Raw genomic sequence first — 16,161 nt, forward strand, 5'->3', positions numbered from 1 at the left:
CTCGCCCCTTGTGGTTGGTGCATCAATTTGACGACATGGGAGGAAGCATGGAGAAGAAGTGGACCCTCAAGGTGCTCGATGCAAAGTCGGCACACCGCGCCTGGTCGAAGAGGAGGACGCTCGTCGCAATCGTCGCTGCGGCAATCGCGGCGAGCGTCGCCGCGCCAGCAGTAGCCCGCGCAGAGGAGGTGCAGGTGCTGCCGGCGGAGCAGCCCGCGATTGAGGTGGTTGCGCAAGTCGCCCCGCCGGAGGCGTCGCCTGAGCCTTCGACCGAGGCTGTTGTCCAGGAGGAGCCTGCGGAGAGTCTCTCCGATCCCACGCCTACTAGCTCGACGCCTGTAGAGGAGGCTCATGATCCATCCGTTGTAAATCAGGATGAGGGCGCCGTTGCTCCCTCGAACGAGTCCCAGGACGAGGGGGCTCCTGCGGAGGGAGAGGCTGGCAAGCCCGGGGAGGGCGCTACTGCCGCTGACGAGCCCCAGGAGGCCGTTCCCTCCCAGCCCGCCCAGGGAACGGAGGTAGCGGGCAGCGAGGCAGATGCCACCAAGGGCGAGGCGCCCCTCTCGCCCTCAAACCCCTCTGCCGCAGCCGACCCGGAGGGACAGTCGCTTGAGGAGGCCGTTACCGGCAAGGAGGCAGACTCCCTTGGTACCAAGATCGTGTTTGACTTCAACGGTGACGGAAAGACTGACGCGCAGGACTGGAAGGACTACCTCAAGTGGATGGCCGACTACAAGGCGTTCGACTTTGACTTGGAGACTGGAGACCTGGGCGACTCCCACAACGGTGGAATCCAGATCACCGGGGCGACCCAGATAATCGCCAACGGGCACGGAAAGCGCCTCGATTCGATCGACACCAACCTCGACGTCGCGAAGATCACCCAGTACTACCTCAACAATGTCGGGCTTGCCACGTCCGTGAAGAACCAGAGCCCCTGGGGGACCTGCTGGTCCTTTGCGTCCATCTCGGCACTGGAGAGCGCCATCCTAAAGGCGCAGACCGGTGCCACCCCGGTCGTAAACCCCGACGACCACGTCAAGCCGATTCTCTCGGGGCTCGACGACAAGGGAGTGGACCTGTCTGAGCTCTACCTGGCGTGGATGGCGTACGACCTTCAGTCCATGGGGTCGCAGAAGGGCGAGGGAATCATCGACGTCCTGCCCTGCGACACCAACCTCTCCGACCGGCTGAACTGTGGTGGTTGGGCAACGATGGCAGAGACGCTCTTTGGCTCCTGGCAGGGCATGGCGACCGAGGCGGAGCAGGCGTACTGGCCGCAGGGGGTTCCCAAGACCTACGAGGAGTTCAAGAAGAAGTACGACCACATGGGCGAGTGGAATGTCTCGAAGGATAATGGCGCCCCCTCGGCGCACGTCGACGGGGTCTACTACCTCCCCGACCCCAACGTGCTTGCCATGGACAAGAAGGACCACATCGTCTGGAAGGGCTATGACCCAACGGCCAACGACCTCATCAAGCAGGCGATCCTCAAGTACGGGGCAGTTCAGATTGGCTACGGGGCGGATACGTCGCGCGACCCTGGAAAGAGTAACGGGGACTACTTCAACTACGATTCCTGGGCACAGTACTGCGATGCCACCAACATCGAGATTACCCATGCAGTCACCATCGTCGGCTGGGATGACAACTTTGACCCCAACAACTTCCGAGCCGGAAAGAACGACATCAGTAGCCTTAAGCCCGGGGCATGGCTGATCAAGAACAGCTGGGGCTCTGCGGAGTGGTACATGAAGAACTTTGGTCTGAGCGAGGACGAGGTGCGGGCAAAGCATCTTGGATGGGGGCTTCCCGATCCAACGACGGGGCTGCCAACTGGTTACTTCTGGCTCTCGTACTATGACCACTCGATCAACTCGCCGTCGTTCTTTAGCGTGGACCTTCCCAAGGATGGCAAGTTCAAGTACGACAACAACTACTCCTACGACCACCTCATCAACGAGTCGCAGTCACCGTTCGTGTTCAAGACGGCGGATGGCGGCACCTGGGTCTCGAACGTGTTCAAGGCCAAGGGCGACGAGATCCTAAAGGCGGTCTCGGTGCACACGAGCCAGCCGCAGTCGCACGCAAAGATACTCGTCTACCTGGTGAACGAGGATGGTCTTAGGGACAGCGACCCCACAAATGACGGCGGCCCCGTCCTCTCCATGGACTACGATGCCCTGATAGCTGGGATGCACACGGTGGACCTCATAAAGCCCATCCAGCTCAAGGCGGGGCAGCTCTTTGCCATCGTGGAGAACATCACCTGCCAGGACGGCACCCCCGGTGCCCCGGATGGCGTGAGCTCCCTCATCAACCTCGAGACCGGTATGGCGCAGAAGGCGCAGTTCCCGTATCCCGACGACCTCGAGAGCAAGGGCCGTGCAATGGGGTACCTCTGGACCACCGTCAAGGCAAACCCGGGGGAGACGTTCATCAAGATTCTTACGAAAGCCGGATACCGTTGGATTACCCCGCAGCAGCTGTCGGAGGCGTTCTTCGGCGGCAACGTCTTTGAGTTTGGCAATGCCCTGGTGAAGGCATTCACCTGCAATGGCCTCCTTCCCGTTCCTGCCAACGGCGGCGAGGAGGAGCCTGGCATCGTCGTCCATGTCGAGGAGGCGTCTGGCAAGACGTCCGTCGAGGGCGCCGAGCCTGTTGCGGTTGCAAGGACTGCCTCCGTCCGCCCAGTAAGCGATGGTGAGGCCGCGCTTCCCCAGACGGGGGATGTCACCTCAAACGCCCCCGTCGCGCTTGGGGCCCTTGCCACCGCGCTTCTCTCGGTTGGCTGCCTAGTCCGTCGCCGCGGTCAGGAGTAGAGGGCCTGGGCGAGGTCCGCTCCTGATTCCGCTGTCACGCGGAATAAACGAGGCGGGGCGAGAGGGCCAAGTTCCTCTCGCCCCGCCTCCGTTCCAAGGTCGATCAGTCCGCTTGGTTCCCGGGGTGGCCTGAGTGTGCCTGGTCGAAGGCGGCTGCCTTCTGGTGGCAGAGGCGACGGGTCTCCTCGTCGCGTGGATGCAGTGCCACGAAGCGTGCGAACCCCTCCACGGACCAGTCGTCCCATCCCTCGGTCGGGCCAAGTGCGTTGAAGATGCACGAGGGTATCTCGCCCAGCGCGATGTTCTTTTGGATGCAGCGGTCGCAGCCACGCCCCGCGGCGAAGTTCTTGGGGTTGTTGGGGTTGAGGGGGCAGTCGTGGTCGTCGCACGTACAGAAGTGGGGCATGCTACTTGTCCTTTCGCTCGCCTGCGCCCGTCCGCCTTGGCCTGCGTGCGTTGGGTTTGCCGTTGGCCTTGAACGCGCTGGGGCAGATGTCAACGAGCTGGCAGGTGTCGCACTTGGGGTGCTGGGAGGTGCACACCTCTCGCCCAAAGTGGATCCATTGCTCATTGACCGGTCCCCACAGCTCGCGTGGCAGCACCTTGAGTAACTGTGGCTCCGCCTGTGCGGGCGTTGGGGCGCTCACCAGCTTGAGCCTGCTCGCGATGCGGTACACATGGGTGTCGACGGCGATGCCATCCACGACCCCAAAGGCCTTGTTGAGGACGATGTTGGCGGTCTTTCTCCCTACGCCCGGGAGGGTTACCAGCTCTTCCATGGTTCCCGGAACCTCACCCCCAAAGTCCGAGACGATGACCTGCGCGCACTCGACGCAGTGACGCGCCTTGGTACGGAAGAATCCCAGGGGGTGGATGACCTCCTCGATCTCGCTTACGTCTGCCGCTGCCATGGACTCGGGGTCGGGCCAGCGGTGAAACAGCTCGGGCGTGACCCTGTTCACCGCGGCGTCCGTGGTCTGGGCAGACAGGAGGACGCAGATCACGAGGGTGAAGGGGCTGTCAAAGTGCAGGGCGCTCTTAACGTTGGGATACATCTCCTGCATGCGCCGGCAGACCTCTATGCCGCGCTCGCGCTTTGACTTGAGTGACTCCCTTGGCATAGGCCCCTCCTGGTTCGAGCGACGTTTCGGACATCCCAAAAGGCGGGTGACGCACGGAGGCTGCCTGTGGGGTGCATCTCATCGAGAACGGTGCACCGTCTATCGAACGCAGGCGGCCCCGTCATGTGCCTGCAATAGTATATGGTTGCTTTGTGAAGTTTTTCACTCGCGTTCAAAACCAGATGCCCCGGCGCCTGGTGCCAGAGGTGGGAGGAAGAGCATGGCCGTAAGCGACTCCGAGCTGTCACTCACAAAGGATGACCTGTACCTCATGGGGCAGGGATCCTGGTATCGCAGCTACGAGAAGATGGGCGCACATCCTGCCACCCGCGATGGGGTGGATGGCTTCCACTTCTCCGTCTGGGCCCCGGACGTCAAGAGCGTAAGGGTCATTGGCGACTTCAACGACTGGGATATCGAGGCGAACTTCCTGGACCACACACCCACGGGCGGGGTGTGGGAAGGCTTCGTCCCGGGGGTCACCGAGGGCCAGCTCTACAAGTATGTGATAGAGACCGGTCGCGGGGATCTGCTCTACAAGGCGGATCCCTACGCGTTCTACGCCGAGTGCCCGCCGGGGACCGCGTCGAGGACCACGAACCTCGAGGGCTACAAGTGGGGGGACGCCAAGTACCTCAAGGCGCGTGCGTCTCGTGACATGATGAAGAGCCCGCTCAACATCTTCGAGGTCCACCTTGGCAGCTGGAAGCGCCACGACGACGACCTTGCGGGCAACGGAGATCCCGACTCCGACGAGCACAGCGGCAGCTACCTCACCTACGACGAGCTCTCCGAGCAGCTCGTGGACTACGTCAAGAAGATGGGCTACTCGCACATCGAGGTGCTCCCCGTGATGGAGCATCCATTTGATGGCTCGTGGGGCTATCAGGTGACCGGGTACTATGCTCCCACCTCGCGCTATGGCAACCCCAAGCAATTCATGCACTTTGTCGACGCCTGTCACAAGGCCGGCATCGGCGTGATCCTGGACTGGGTCCCGGGTGGCTTCTGCCGCGACGAGCACGGCCTGGTGCATTTCAACGGCGAAAAGCTCTACGAGAAGGAGGAGCACCCCAACTGGGGTACCTTCAAGTTTGACCTGGGCAGGCGAGAGGTGCAGACCTTCCTGGTGAGCAACCTGCTCTACTGGGTGGGCGTGTACCACGCCGATGGCGTCCGCATGGACGGCGTCACCAGCATGCTCTACCTCAACTTTGGCGTGGACGACCCCAGCCAGAAGAAGTTCAACGAGAAGGGGACCGAGGAGGACCTGGTTGCCATCAAGTTTGTCCAGGCGTGCAACGAGGCCGTTGAGAAGTATTACCCCGACGTGATGATGATTGCCGAGGAGTCCACCGCTTGGCCGCTCGTGACGTACCCGCCCAAGGACGGCGGCCTCGGCTTCCACTTCAAGTGGGACATGGGCTGGATGAACGACACGCTGCACTACATGCAGACCGACTTCCCGTTCCGCCCGGGCAACCACCGGCTCCTCACGTTCTCGACCATGTACCAGTTCAACGAGAACTTTGTCCTGCCCCTCTCGCACGACGAGGTCGTGCACGGCAAGTGCTCGCTCATCACCCGTCAGCCGGGTGACTACTGGCGTCAGTTTGCCGGCATGCGCTCGCTCGCGCTGTATCAGATGACGCACTCTGGCGGCAAGCTCAACTTCATGGGCAACGAGATAGCCCAGTTCATCGAGTGGCGCTACTACGAGGGAATCCAGTACTTCCTCACCGAGCAGTACGAGAGCCACGCCCACTTCCAGCACTACGTGGCGGCGCTCAACCACTTCTACAACGAGCACCCCGCCCTGTGGCAGAACTCCTACACCAACGAGGGATTTGAGTGGATAGACGCCGACAACAGCGAGCAGTCGGTCATCTCGTTTGTGCGCAAGGGGGACGACCCCAAGGACACCCTTGTCGTTCTCATCAACTTTGACGTCAACCCGCACGAGGACTTCCGCGTGGGGGTTCCCATGAGCGGCTATTGGGTCGAGGCGTTCAACTCCGACAGCCAGGAGTTTGGCGGGTCGGGTGTTACCAACGGCGACCATCGCTTTGCCTCGCAGGAGACGCCCTGGAACATGCGTGACAACTCGGTGGAGCTCAGGCTCCCACCGCTTGCGGGTCTGATGCTGCGCTACGACGGTCCTCTCCCCGCCAAGAAGAAGGCTGCGACCAAGCCAAAGTCGAAGGCCGCCAAGACGACGAGGACCGCTAAGGGCGCAGGCAAGACTGCCGCAGAGAAGGCCGTCAAGCCCACAGCGGCAAAGGGTTCCTCTTCCCGTGGCACAAAGCGAGCGTCGTCCGCCAAGCCAAATGCAAAGGGTGCCACCCCAGCCAAGGGAAAGGCTCCCGCAGGTGCCGCCAAGCCCTCGCAGAGGGGCTCCAAGCCAAGTGCGACGGGGAGGGAAAAGAGCTAACACCGACCCCATGGATTTTGACGTAACCTTTTCAGGTGCGTGGGGTCGTACGGCCTTTCGCCACGTCGGACTAGCGAAATGAGGCGCGCAAATGACAGCCAAGAACAACAGGATCTTCCAGAGCAAGGAGGATTTCCTCACCCAGTATCGCGATGCATGCGAGACGTTCGCGGGCAAGGGCTTTGAGGAGCTCAACGACCAGGAGCGTTACTACGTCCTCGCGTCGCTCGTGGCGAGCAAGGCGAAGAACGTGAGGGCTGCCGCCCGTCCCGAGGGCAAGGAGGTCTACTACTTCTCCCTCGAGTTCCTGATTGGCCCGCTCCTGGACAACTACCTCCTCAACTTTGGCGTTCGCGACATCGTCGAGGAGGGCTGCAACGATCTTGGTACCCCCCTCGACCGCCTGCTCTCCCAGGAGGTGGACCCGGGCCTGGGCAACGGAGGTCTCGGTCGTCTCGCCGCATGCTTCATGGATTCCATGGCTGCGCTGGGGATCAACGGCAACGGTAACGGGATGCGCTACCGCTACGGCCTGTTCAAGCAGGTCATCAAGGAAGGTCGCCAGGTCGAGAAGATGGACAACTGGCTCGAGCACGGCTTCCCTTGGGAGACGCGCAAGAACGAGTCGGCTGTCATCGTCCAGTTTGGCGGTAACGTCGTGCGCCACGAGGAGAACGGCCGCTACTGGTTCACCCAGGAGGGCGGCGATCTGGTGAAGGCCGTCCCGTACGACGTGCCCATCGTTGGGTATGGCGGAAAGACGGTCAACAACCTGCGCCTGTGGAGTGCCGAGCCCGCCGAGGAGAACTTTGACCTCGACGCGTTCAATGCGGGCGACTACGCCAAGGCCATGAAGTTCCGCTCCGACGTCGAGGCGATCTCGCAGATCCTGTATCCCAACGACTCCGGCGAGCATGGCCGCATTCTGCGCCTGAAGCAGGAATACCTGTTCGTCTCCGCCGGCCTGCAGACCATCCTTCGCACGTACGAGAAGAAGTTTGGCCCCAAGTGGGAGGACCTTGGCAAGCACGTCGCCATCCACACCAACGACACCCATCCCGCCATGTGTGGGCCCGAGCTCATGCGCATCCTGGTCGACGACAAGGGCGTCGACTTTGACCTTGCCTTCAAGATTGCCCAGGAGACCATTAGCTACACCAACCACACCGTGATGCCCGAGGCACTGGAGAAGTGGCCCATCAACACGTTCCGCGCCCTGCTCCCGCGCACCTACATGTTCATCGAGGAGATCGACCGTCGCTATCGCGAGAGCTTCCCTCACGATCGCGACAACTGGCAGGACCTTCTCGCCCAGACCGCGATCCTGTGGGACGGCCAGGTTAGGATGGCCAACCTCTCGGTCATCTTCTCGCACTCCGTCAACGGCGTCTCGGCCCTGCACACGGGCATCCTCGAGGCGGAGACCCTGCACGGCTTCTACGAGCTCACGCCCGAGAAGTTCAACAACAAGACCAACGGCATCAGCCACCGTCGCTTCCTTGGCAACGCCAACCCGTCGTACGCACGGCTCATCAGCAACACCATCGGCGATGGTTGGCTATCCGATGCCAACGAGCTCAAGAAGCTCGAGCCCTACGCCGACGATGCGTCGTTCCTGGAGGAGTTCGAGAAGGCAAAGCTCGAGAACAAGCGCCGACTCGCCAAGTACATCGCGGACACCACGGGGGTCGAGCTCGACACCTCGATGGTCTTCGATGTGCAGGTGAAGCGCTTCCACGCCTACAAGAGGCAGCTCCTCAACGTGTTCAAGATCCTCGACCTGTATAACCGCATCATCTCTGACTCCTCGTTTCAGCCCAGGCCCACCGCGTTCGTGTTCTCGGGCAAGGCGGCGCAGAGCTACACCTTTGCCAAGGAGGTCATCCGCCTCATCAACTCGGTCGCCGAGGTCGTGAACAGCGACGCTCGCGTCAACGACAAGATCAGGGTCGCCTTCGTCCCCAACTTCGCCGTCTCGAGCGCGCAGCTCATCTATCCCGCGGCCGAGATCTCGGAGCAGATCAGCTGGGCGGGCTCCGAGGCGTCCGGCACCTCCAACATGAAGCTCATGATGAACGGCGCGATCACGCTGGGGACCTACGATGGCGCCAACGTCGAGATCTGCAAGCTCGTGGGAGAAGACAACATCAAGATCTTTGGCCTGCGCACCGAGGAGGTCGAGAACCTCCGCGCGAGCGGCAAGTACTGGGCGTGGGACGCCTACAACGCCGACCGCCCGCGCCTCGGCCGAATCGTGGACGAGCTCACCGACGGCACCCTCGCGCACCTCTCGGGCAACTTCGAGAGCATCCGCGACGAGCTCATGGTCAACAACGACCACGACCTGGTGCTCAAGGACTTCTACTCGTACGTGAGTGCGTGGGAGGAGCTGACCGCCTCCTACGCCGACCGCAAGGCCTGGAACCGGTCGGCGGTCCTCAACACTGCTCGGTCGGGATATTTCTCCAGTGACCGAACCATTCGCGAGTACGCCAACGACATTTGGCATATTGGAGATTAGAAGAGTTTTTGACGAAAGGGGTTCCTCATGAGCAAGAAGGAATGCATCGCGATGCTTCTTGCCGGTGGCCAGGGAAGCAGGCTCGGCGTTCTCACGCGTGACATCGCCAAGCCCGCAGTGTCCTTCGGCGCAAAGTATCGCATTATCGACTTCGCCCTCTCCAACTGCGCCAATTCGGGCGTTGACACGGTGGGTGTCCTCACCCAGTACAGGCCGTACCTGCTGCACTCCTACATCGGCAGCGGTGCGGCGTGGAACCTGGACGAGGGCGACGGCGGGGTCTCGATCCTGCCCCCGTACGCCACGCAGACCGGTGGAGCCTGGTATGCGGGAACGGCGGACGCGGTCACTCAGAACATCGGCTTCATCGAGCAGAACGATCCCGACTACGTCCTGATCCTCTCTGGCGACCAGCTGTATCGCATGGACTACCAGAAGATGCTCGAGAACCACAAGCGCCACAATGCGGACCTCACCGTCGCAGTCATGCCGGTGCCCTGGGAGGACGCCTCGCGCTTTGGCATCATCACGCAGGATGACGACGAGCGTATCCTCAAGTTCACCGAGAAGCCCAACAAGCCCGACAGCAACCTCGCCTCGATGGGCATCTACATCTTCAACGCAAAGCTGCTGGTCGACACCCTCAAGGAGGACGCAACCGACCAGACCTCCGAGCACGACTTTGGAAAGAACATCATCCCCAAGCTCCTTGCCGACGGCAAGCGCCTGTACACCTACGAGTTCCAGGGCTTCTGGCGCGACGTCGGTACCATCGCCAGCTACCACGAGACGAGCATGGACCTGCTTGGCCTGCAGCCCGACTTCGACCTGTACGACGCCGAGAACCCCATCATGAGCAACGCCGGCGCCAAGCCTCCCGCGTACGTGGGACCCAACGGGGCGATAGACGACTGCCTGGTGGGCAACGGCGCGCAGATCTTTGGCAGCGTCAGGCACTCCATCGTCTCCACCTCCGCCTACGTGGGCGAGAGGGCCGTGGTCGAGGACTCCGTCCTCCTGCCCGGCGCAACGGTGAAGGACGGCGCGCACGTGGTGCGTGCGATTCTCGGCGAGAACAGCGTGGTCGAGGACAACGTGGTCCTTGGCAGCGTCGACCAAACGAAGGACACCGCGGTCATTGGCAACGACGTGGTGGTCGGAAAGGGGGAGGAGTAACGATGGAGAAGCTCATCGGCCTCGTCACTGCCAACTACTCCACAAAGTATCCGAGCGCCCTCTCCGAGACGCGCCCCGTGGCCTCCGTCCCATACCTTGGCCGCTATCGCGTGGTTGACTTCGCGCTCTCCAACATGGCCAACGCGGGCATTCGCACCGTGGGTCTGATCATGCCCTACAACTACCGGTCGCTCATCGACCACGTGGGGTCTGGGCGTGACTGGAATCTCTCCCGCAAGAAGGGCGGCCTCTTCATCCTCCCCGGCTCCGCCTTTGGCACGTCCCGCACGGGTTCTCGCTTCCTGCTTCGCGACCTCGAGCACAACAAGGTCTACCTCAAGCGCAGCACGGCTGACCTGGTCATCCTTAGCTCGGCGAGCTTTGTGTACAACATGGACTACAACCAGCTTACCGCAGTCCACAGCCAGAGCGGTGCGGACATCACCGTGGTGACCAAGAGTGCTACCGAGAAGGACGTGGACGTTACCGGGTTCGTGGTCGACGACGGCAGGGTGCACGGCATCCGTCACGGCGTCTCCTTTGGCGACGAGGCGTTTCTCGACTGCTTCGTGGTCAGGCGCGAGTTCCTGCTCAACCTCCTCGACTGGTACGAGCAGAACGACTACCTCGACCTGTTCGAGGCCCTGTCGGGCGACTACGGTCGCGTGGACGTTCGCACCTATCGCTTTGACGGCTATGCCGAGCCCATCTTCAACAAGGACGCGTACTTCCGCTCCAACATGCAGATGCTCGACCCCAAGGTCACGGCGGAGCTCTTCCCCGCGGAGAGGCCGATCATGACCAAGGCGCACGATAACGCGCCTGCCAAGTTCGAGTCTGGGTCGCATGTGAGCAACTCCGCGGTCAGCGGCAGCTGCCGCATCTATGGCACGGTTACCAACTCCATCCTCGGCCGCAGCGTCGTGGTGGAGAGCGGAGCCACGGTCAACAACTCCATCGTGATGCAGTCCTGCGTCATCAAGAGCGGTGCTCGCGTTGAGAACGCCATTGTCGACCGCAACAACGTGGTCCCTGCCGGAACCGAGCTTCGCGGGACGCCCGATGACCTGTTCATCAAGGAGAAGGCCGCGGACTAGGGAAACAAAATGTCTTATAGGGATAGCAGGAAGATGAGGGTGCTCTTCGCGGCGTCGGAGGCCGTCCCGTTTGTCAAGACGGGTGGCCTGGGCGACGTCGCGGGGTCCCTCCCGCGCGCCCTCAACGCGGCTGGCGCGGACGTATCGGTGATCCTGCCCAAGTATGGCAGCATTCCGCATGAGTACCAGGACCAGATGAGGCACGTAGCGGAGTTCTACGTGCCCCTCGCCTGGCGCAACGTGTACTGCGGAATCGAGAAGCTCACCTACAAGGGCGTCACGTTCTACTTCGTGGACAACGAGGCGTACTTCAAGCGTGACGGCATCTACGGCTACTTCGACGACGGGGAGCGCTACGCGTTCTTCTCCAAGGCGATCTGCGAGGCGATCCAGAACGTCCCCGAGCTCCAGGTGGACATCCTCCAGTGCAACGACTGGCAGACCGCGATGGCCCCCGTGTTTCTCCGCGAGTTCTACCAGGGATCGTTGGCGTGCCGCAACGTGAAGACCATCTTCACCGTGCACAACGTCAAGTTTCAGGGGCAGTTCTCCGACAAGGTGCTGCAGGACATCCTCGGCCTTGCCGACAATCCCACGGCCGCCAGCCAGCTCTACGTGGACCGCGACTCCGTCAACTACATGAAGGGCGCGCTCCTGTACTCCGACCTCATCACCACGGTGAGTCCGAGCTATGCCAGCGAGCTGCAGATGCCCTTCTACGGCGAGGGGATGGATGCCATCTTCCGTCGCCGCTCCAGCTCGCTGCGTGGCATCCTCAACGGCATCGACGTGGATACCTGGAACCCTGCGACCGATCCGCTCATCTCGCACCGCTACGCGGTGGACGACATGGGCCCCAAGGCACAGGACAAGGCAGAGCTCCAGCGCGAGCTCGGTCTTGCGGAGGACCCCACGCGCCCGCTGGTGGTCATGATCGGTCGCCTCACCAACCAAAAGGGCCTCGGCCTGGTTCGCTACGCCATGAACCGACTCATGGACCGTGGCGTCCAGGTTGCCATCCTGGGCACGGGCGACAAGGACCAGGAGGACGCCTTCAAGTACTTTGACTGGACGTACGGCGACAGGATGGCTGCGAGGATCGCGTTCGACAACGCCCTGAGCCATCGCATGTACGCCGGCGGCGACATCCTCCTGATGCCGTCCGAGTTCGAGCCCTGTGGCCTCTCCCAGATGATTGCCATGCGCTACGGCACGCTTCCCGTGGTGCGCGAGACCGGTGGCCTGCAGGACAGCGTGGTTCCGTACAACAAGTTCACGGGCGAAGGCACTGGCTTCCGCTTCGCCAACATGAACGCGGACGAGATGGCGGACTGCCTGCTCGGCGCATGCGAGGTCTTCTGGACCGACCATGACGCATGGGCTAAGCTACAGCGTCAGGCAATGGAGGCGGACTTTAGCTGGGACAGGGCGGCCGACGAGTACCTTGGCATCTATCACGACCTTCACCCAGAGATTGACCGATAAGAGCAGAAGAGGCAGGCGGCCCGCTTGAGAGCAAGGCACATCACCTCCGACGCGCGTTACCGGACCCCCTTCGGCGCCGCCCCCGCGGGCGGCGCCGTCGTGCTGTCCATCGACGTGTGGGACGAGCCGGAGGCAACAGCGCAACTGCGCATATGGATTGACGAGCGCGGGGAGATTCTTCTTCCCATGACGGGGGAGTGGGAGGACGACCACCTGCACTTCTCTGCACACTTCACACCGAGCGAGCCGGAGGTGATCTGGTACTCGTTTCTGATCACCGCTGCCGACGGTGCCGTATGGCGCTATGGCGCCGCCTGCGAGCACGGCTGCGGCGAGGGCGCGTTTGCCTACGGCGAGCCCCCCTCGTTCCAGATTACGGTGTACCAGCGCCAGCGCACGGTGATGCCCGAATGGTTCAAGGGTGGCATCGCCTACCAGATCTTTCCTGATCGCTTTGCGCGCGGGGACGACTGGGAGGGCCGCGTGCACGACTCGCTCGACGCTCCCCGCAAGGGGCCAGACCGAGTCCTGGTCGACGACTGGGGTCGCTATCCCCGCTACGACCGCAACCCAGACGGTTCGGTGCGCAGCTGGGACTTCTATGGCGGCACGCTGGAGGGAGTGAGGGAGAAGCTCCCCTACCTTCAGAGCATGGGCGTCTCGGTCATCTACCTCAACCCGATCTTCGAGGCCGCCTCCAACCACCGCTACGACACTGCCGACTTCCTGAGGATCGACCCCATGCTGGGGGACGAGGAGTCGTTCTCCCGCCTGTGCCACGACGCGGGGGAGAGGGGCATCTCCATCATCCTCGACGGCGTGTTCAACCATTGCGGGCGAGACTCCCGCTACTTTGACTTCTTTGGCAACTATGGTGGCGAGGGGGCCTACCAGAGCCCACACTCACGCTATCGCAGCTGGTTCAAGTTCAACGACGACGGCACGTACCAGAGCTGGTGGGGAGTGGGCGACCTGCCCGACTTCAACCAGGACAACCCCGAGTACCGCGAACTCATCTGCGGCCACGACGGCGTCATCCGCAAGTGGCTGCGCCTTGGCGCGCGCGGCTGGCGGCTCGACGTGGCGGACGAGCTGTCCGACGACTTCATCGCCGACATCAAGAGTGCCGCCCTGGCGGAGAAGCCCGACGCCCTTCTCATCGGCGAGGTGTGGGAGGATGCGTCCAACAAGACCGCCTACGGCAAGCTGCGCAAGTACTTTCAGGGTGCGGAGCTCGACTCGACCATGAACTACCCCCTGCGTCATGCCCTGGAGGACTTTCTCACCAACAAGGCGGGGGCGCCGAAGTTTGTGTCCACGCTCCGCTCGCTCCAGGAGAACTACCCGCGCGAGAACTTCTACTCCACGCTCAACATGCTGGGCAGCCATGACCGCATCCGGCTCCTCACGATTTTGGGGGACGCGCCGGCGCAGGCCCAGATGAGCGACGACGAGAAGTACCGCTTCCGCCTGGACGAGGGGCACCGCTCGCTCGCGATCAGCCGCCTGTGGTGCGCGGCGCTCCTGCAGATGACGCTGCCTGGCGTCCCCTGCGTCTACTATGGGGACGAGGCGGGCCTGGAGGGCTACTCCGACCCGTATTGCCGCGCGGCCTTCCCCTGGGGGCACGAGGATGCGGACTGCAAGACCATCTATCGCAATGCCATCGCCATCCGCAAGTCGCTCCCCGTGTTCGTGGACGGTGACTTCGAGCCCTTTGCCATCGGCGACGACGTGTTTGGGTTCTGGCGCCGTGACGACGAGAGCTCGGTCTGCGTCCTGGTGAACGCAAGCCTCAAGAAGTCCCACACCGTGAGCGTCCCCGTGGCGGGCCCGTGCGTGGACGACGTCGTGACCGGCAACGTGCCGGAGGTGGGCGACGACGGCGCCAAGGTGTTCCTCTGGCCGCTTGGGACCTCCGTTCTGTACTTTCACGAGGAGCAGCGCCTGCAGCAGTCCATGCCCCACGGCATGGGCGTCCTCGCGCACATCACCTCCGTCCCCAACCCGGATAAGCCGGGCGGGCACGGCACCCTGGGCGAGCCCACCCGCAGGTTCATCGATTACCTTGCGGCGGGGAAGCAGCACTACTGGCAGGTGCTTCCTGCCAACCCAACCGACTCCTTTGGCTCGCCGTACGCGGGTCTCTCTGCCTTTGCCGGCAACCGGGAGCTCATGTGGGGCATCGAGAACGGCATCACGTCGTTCAGGGCCGACTTTGAGGAGACCCCCAGCTTCCGTCGCTTTATGGAGAAGAACGAGCGTTGGCTGATGCCATATGCCACGTTCCTGGCCATTCGCAAGCAGGAGGGTGGCACCCCTTGGCAGGAGTGGCCAAAGCGCTACCGCGAGTGGTCTCCGCAGCTTGCCGCGAGGGAGGAGCTAAGGGGCGAGGTGCGTCGCGTCTGTGCCACGCAGTACGAGTTCCAGCGCCAGTGGGACGAGATGCGGCGCTATGCCAATGAGCGTGGCATCCAGCTCATAGGCGACATGCCCATGTACGTCTCGGCTGACTCCGCCGACGTGTGGGCCGAGCGCAAGATCTTCGAGCTTGGTCCGGACGGCACTCCCGCCCTCCGCGCCGGCTGTCCGCCCGACAGCTTCTCGGCCGACGGCCAGCTGTGGGGCAACCCCACCTACAGGTGGGACGTGCTGCGCGACACCGGTTACGACTGGTGGATGCGCCGCTTTGAGCGCGCGTTCGAGCTGTACGACTACGTGCGCCTGGACCACTTCTTGGGCTTCTCGTCGTACTACACCATTCCCGAGGGCAAGACCGCCCTTGAGGGGGCGTGGAACTTTGGGCCTGGCCTGGATCTGTTCCGCGAGGCGAGGCGGCGGTTTGGCGACCTTCCGTTTATCGCGGAGGACCTTGGAACGGTCACCCCAGCGGTTCGTGCGCTGCTGGCGGCGACCGGCTTCCCGGGCATGGACGTGATCCAGTTCGCGGACGAGGATGTGAGAAGGGGCTTCCACCCCAAGCCGGGCAAGATGGCCTACACCTCCACGCACGACACCCAGACGCTCCTTGGGTGGTGCGAGTCTCGCTTTGGCGGCGGCGCCGTGGAGGACGGTCTTGGGCGAGAGGGACTGTCGTACTCCCGCGTGGAGGAGATGCGTGAGCTTGCCGAGCGTTTGCGCGCCGCCACGCTTGCCACCAACGCGAACGTCGCGATCGTTTCTCTCCAGGACGTCCTGATGCTGGATGACTCTGCCAGGATGAACGTGCCCGGCGTGGCGACTGGCAACTGGTCGTGGCAGGCGGACCTCGCCGACGTGGAGCAGTCGCAGGGTTTGCTGCGGCAGCTTGCGGAGGAGAGCGGCAGGGCGTAGCGCTGGTGAGACACTCGCATGGCGCGGGTTGGCGGAGGGCTTCGGGCGGCGTCCCGGGGCCCTCCGTGTCGTTGCGGCTCCGTTTACTGCGCGGAGGCGGCTGCGTCCCGGGGCCCTTAGTATCGTTGTGGCGCCGTTTCCGTCGGTGCGGGTTGGGCCGCTTAGCGAGCCTGGC

9 protein-coding genes are annotated in these 16,161 nt (G+C 62.9%); 7 read left to right on the forward strand and 2 right to left on the reverse strand.

Annotated features, from left to right (window positions below; translation table 11 throughout):
* The first annotated feature begins 47 nt into the window (after nucleotides 1-47).
* The gene (locus tag FYJ68_RS01120) at nucleotides 48-2,822 is read left to right on the forward strand and encodes a C1 family peptidase (RefSeq protein ID WP_195837665.1); all 2,775 of its coding nucleotides are present in this window, start codon (nucleotides 48-50) and stop codon (nucleotides 2,820-2,822) included.
* Nucleotides 2,823-2,925: 103 nt separating this feature from the next.
* On the opposite strand, the gene FYJ68_RS01125 is transcribed toward FYJ68_RS01120, so the two are convergent.
* Nucleotides 2,926-3,228 carry a DUF6485 family protein gene (locus FYJ68_RS01125; RefSeq protein WP_195837666.1) on the reverse strand — a complete coding sequence of 101 codons (303 nt, stop codon included), beginning with the start codon at nucleotides 3,226-3,228 and terminating at the stop codon, nucleotides 2,926-2,928.
* Between the two features lies 1 nt (nucleotide 3,229).
* Nucleotides 3,230-3,943: an endonuclease III gene (gene nth, locus FYJ68_RS01130; RefSeq protein ID WP_154433479.1), complete on the reverse strand. Its 714-nt coding sequence runs from the start codon at nucleotides 3,941-3,943 to the stop codon at nucleotides 3,230-3,232.
* A gap of 220 nt (nucleotides 3,944-4,163) precedes the next feature.
* On the opposite strand from nth, the gene glgB reads away from it, so the two are divergent.
* The 6 genes from glgB to FYJ68_RS01160 all read left to right on the forward strand — a co-directional run bounded on the left by glgB (nucleotide 4,164) and on the right by FYJ68_RS01160 (nucleotide 15,986).
* Nucleotides 4,164-6,374, forward strand: coding sequence for a 1,4-alpha-glucan branching protein GlgB (glgB, locus tag FYJ68_RS01135; protein WP_154433480.1), 2,211 nt, complete (start codon nucleotides 4,164-4,166; stop codon nucleotides 6,372-6,374).
* A gap of 91 nt (nucleotides 6,375-6,465) precedes the next feature.
* On the forward strand, nucleotides 6,466-8,895 hold the full coding sequence (locus FYJ68_RS01140) for a glycogen/starch/alpha-glucan phosphorylase (RefSeq protein WP_154433481.1): 2,430 nt from the start codon (nucleotides 6,466-6,468) through the stop codon (nucleotides 8,893-8,895).
* Nucleotides 8,896-8,922: 27 nt separating this feature from the next.
* Nucleotides 8,923-10,071, forward strand: coding sequence for a glucose-1-phosphate adenylyltransferase (locus tag FYJ68_RS01145; protein WP_154433482.1), 1,149 nt, complete (start codon nucleotides 8,923-8,925; stop codon nucleotides 10,069-10,071).
* A gap of 2 nt (nucleotides 10,072-10,073) precedes the next feature.
* Nucleotides 10,074-11,168: a glucose-1-phosphate adenylyltransferase subunit GlgD gene (gene glgD / locus FYJ68_RS01150; protein WP_154433483.1), complete on the forward strand. Its 1,095-nt coding sequence runs from the start codon at nucleotides 10,074-10,076 to the stop codon at nucleotides 11,166-11,168.
* Between the two features lie 9 nt (nucleotides 11,169-11,177).
* Nucleotides 11,178-12,653 (forward strand): glycogen synthase GlgA, encoded by a 1,476-nt coding sequence (glgA, locus tag FYJ68_RS01155; protein ID WP_154433484.1) that lies wholly within the window; start codon nucleotides 11,178-11,180, stop codon nucleotides 12,651-12,653.
* 24 nt (nucleotides 12,654-12,677) lie between these two features.
* Nucleotides 12,678-15,986: a 4-alpha-glucanotransferase gene (locus FYJ68_RS01160; protein ID WP_154433485.1), complete on the forward strand. Its 3,309-nt coding sequence runs from the start codon at nucleotides 12,678-12,680 to the stop codon at nucleotides 15,984-15,986.
* Nucleotides 15,987-16,161 lie beyond the last annotated feature (175 nt).

Origin of the sequence: Olsenella porci (genome assembly GCF_009695875.1) — a bacterium.
Lineage (GTDB): Bacteria > Actinomycetota > Coriobacteriia > Coriobacteriales > Atopobiaceae > Olsenella_H > Olsenella_H porci.

What these genes read in the sequence shown, in the direction of transcription:
- glgB (WP_154433480.1), top strand. Translation starts at nt 4,164, where the DNA reads ATGGCCGTAAGCGACTCCGAGCTGTCACTCACAAAGGATGACCTGTAC.
- FYJ68_RS01145 (WP_154433482.1), top strand. Translation starts at nt 8,923, where the DNA reads ATGAGCAAGAAGGAATGCATCGCGATGCTTCTTGCCGGTGGCCAGGGA.
- FYJ68_RS01140 (WP_154433481.1), top strand. Translation starts at nt 6,466, where the DNA reads ATGACAGCCAAGAACAACAGGATCTTCCAGAGCAAGGAGGATTTCCTC.
- FYJ68_RS01125 (WP_195837666.1), bottom strand. Translation starts at nt 3,228, where the DNA reads ATGCCCCACTTCTGTACGTGCGACGACCACGACTGCCCCCTCAACCCC.
- FYJ68_RS01120 (WP_195837665.1), top strand. Translation starts at nt 48, where the DNA reads ATGGAGAAGAAGTGGACCCTCAAGGTGCTCGATGCAAAGTCGGCACAC.
- glgD (WP_154433483.1), top strand. Translation starts at nt 10,074, where the DNA reads ATGGAGAAGCTCATCGGCCTCGTCACTGCCAACTACTCCACAAAGTAT.
- glgA (WP_154433484.1), top strand. Translation starts at nt 11,178, where the DNA reads ATGTCTTATAGGGATAGCAGGAAGATGAGGGTGCTCTTCGCGGCGTCG.
- nth (WP_154433479.1), bottom strand. Translation starts at nt 3,943, where the DNA reads ATGCCAAGGGAGTCACTCAAGTCAAAGCGCGAGCGCGGCATAGAGGTC.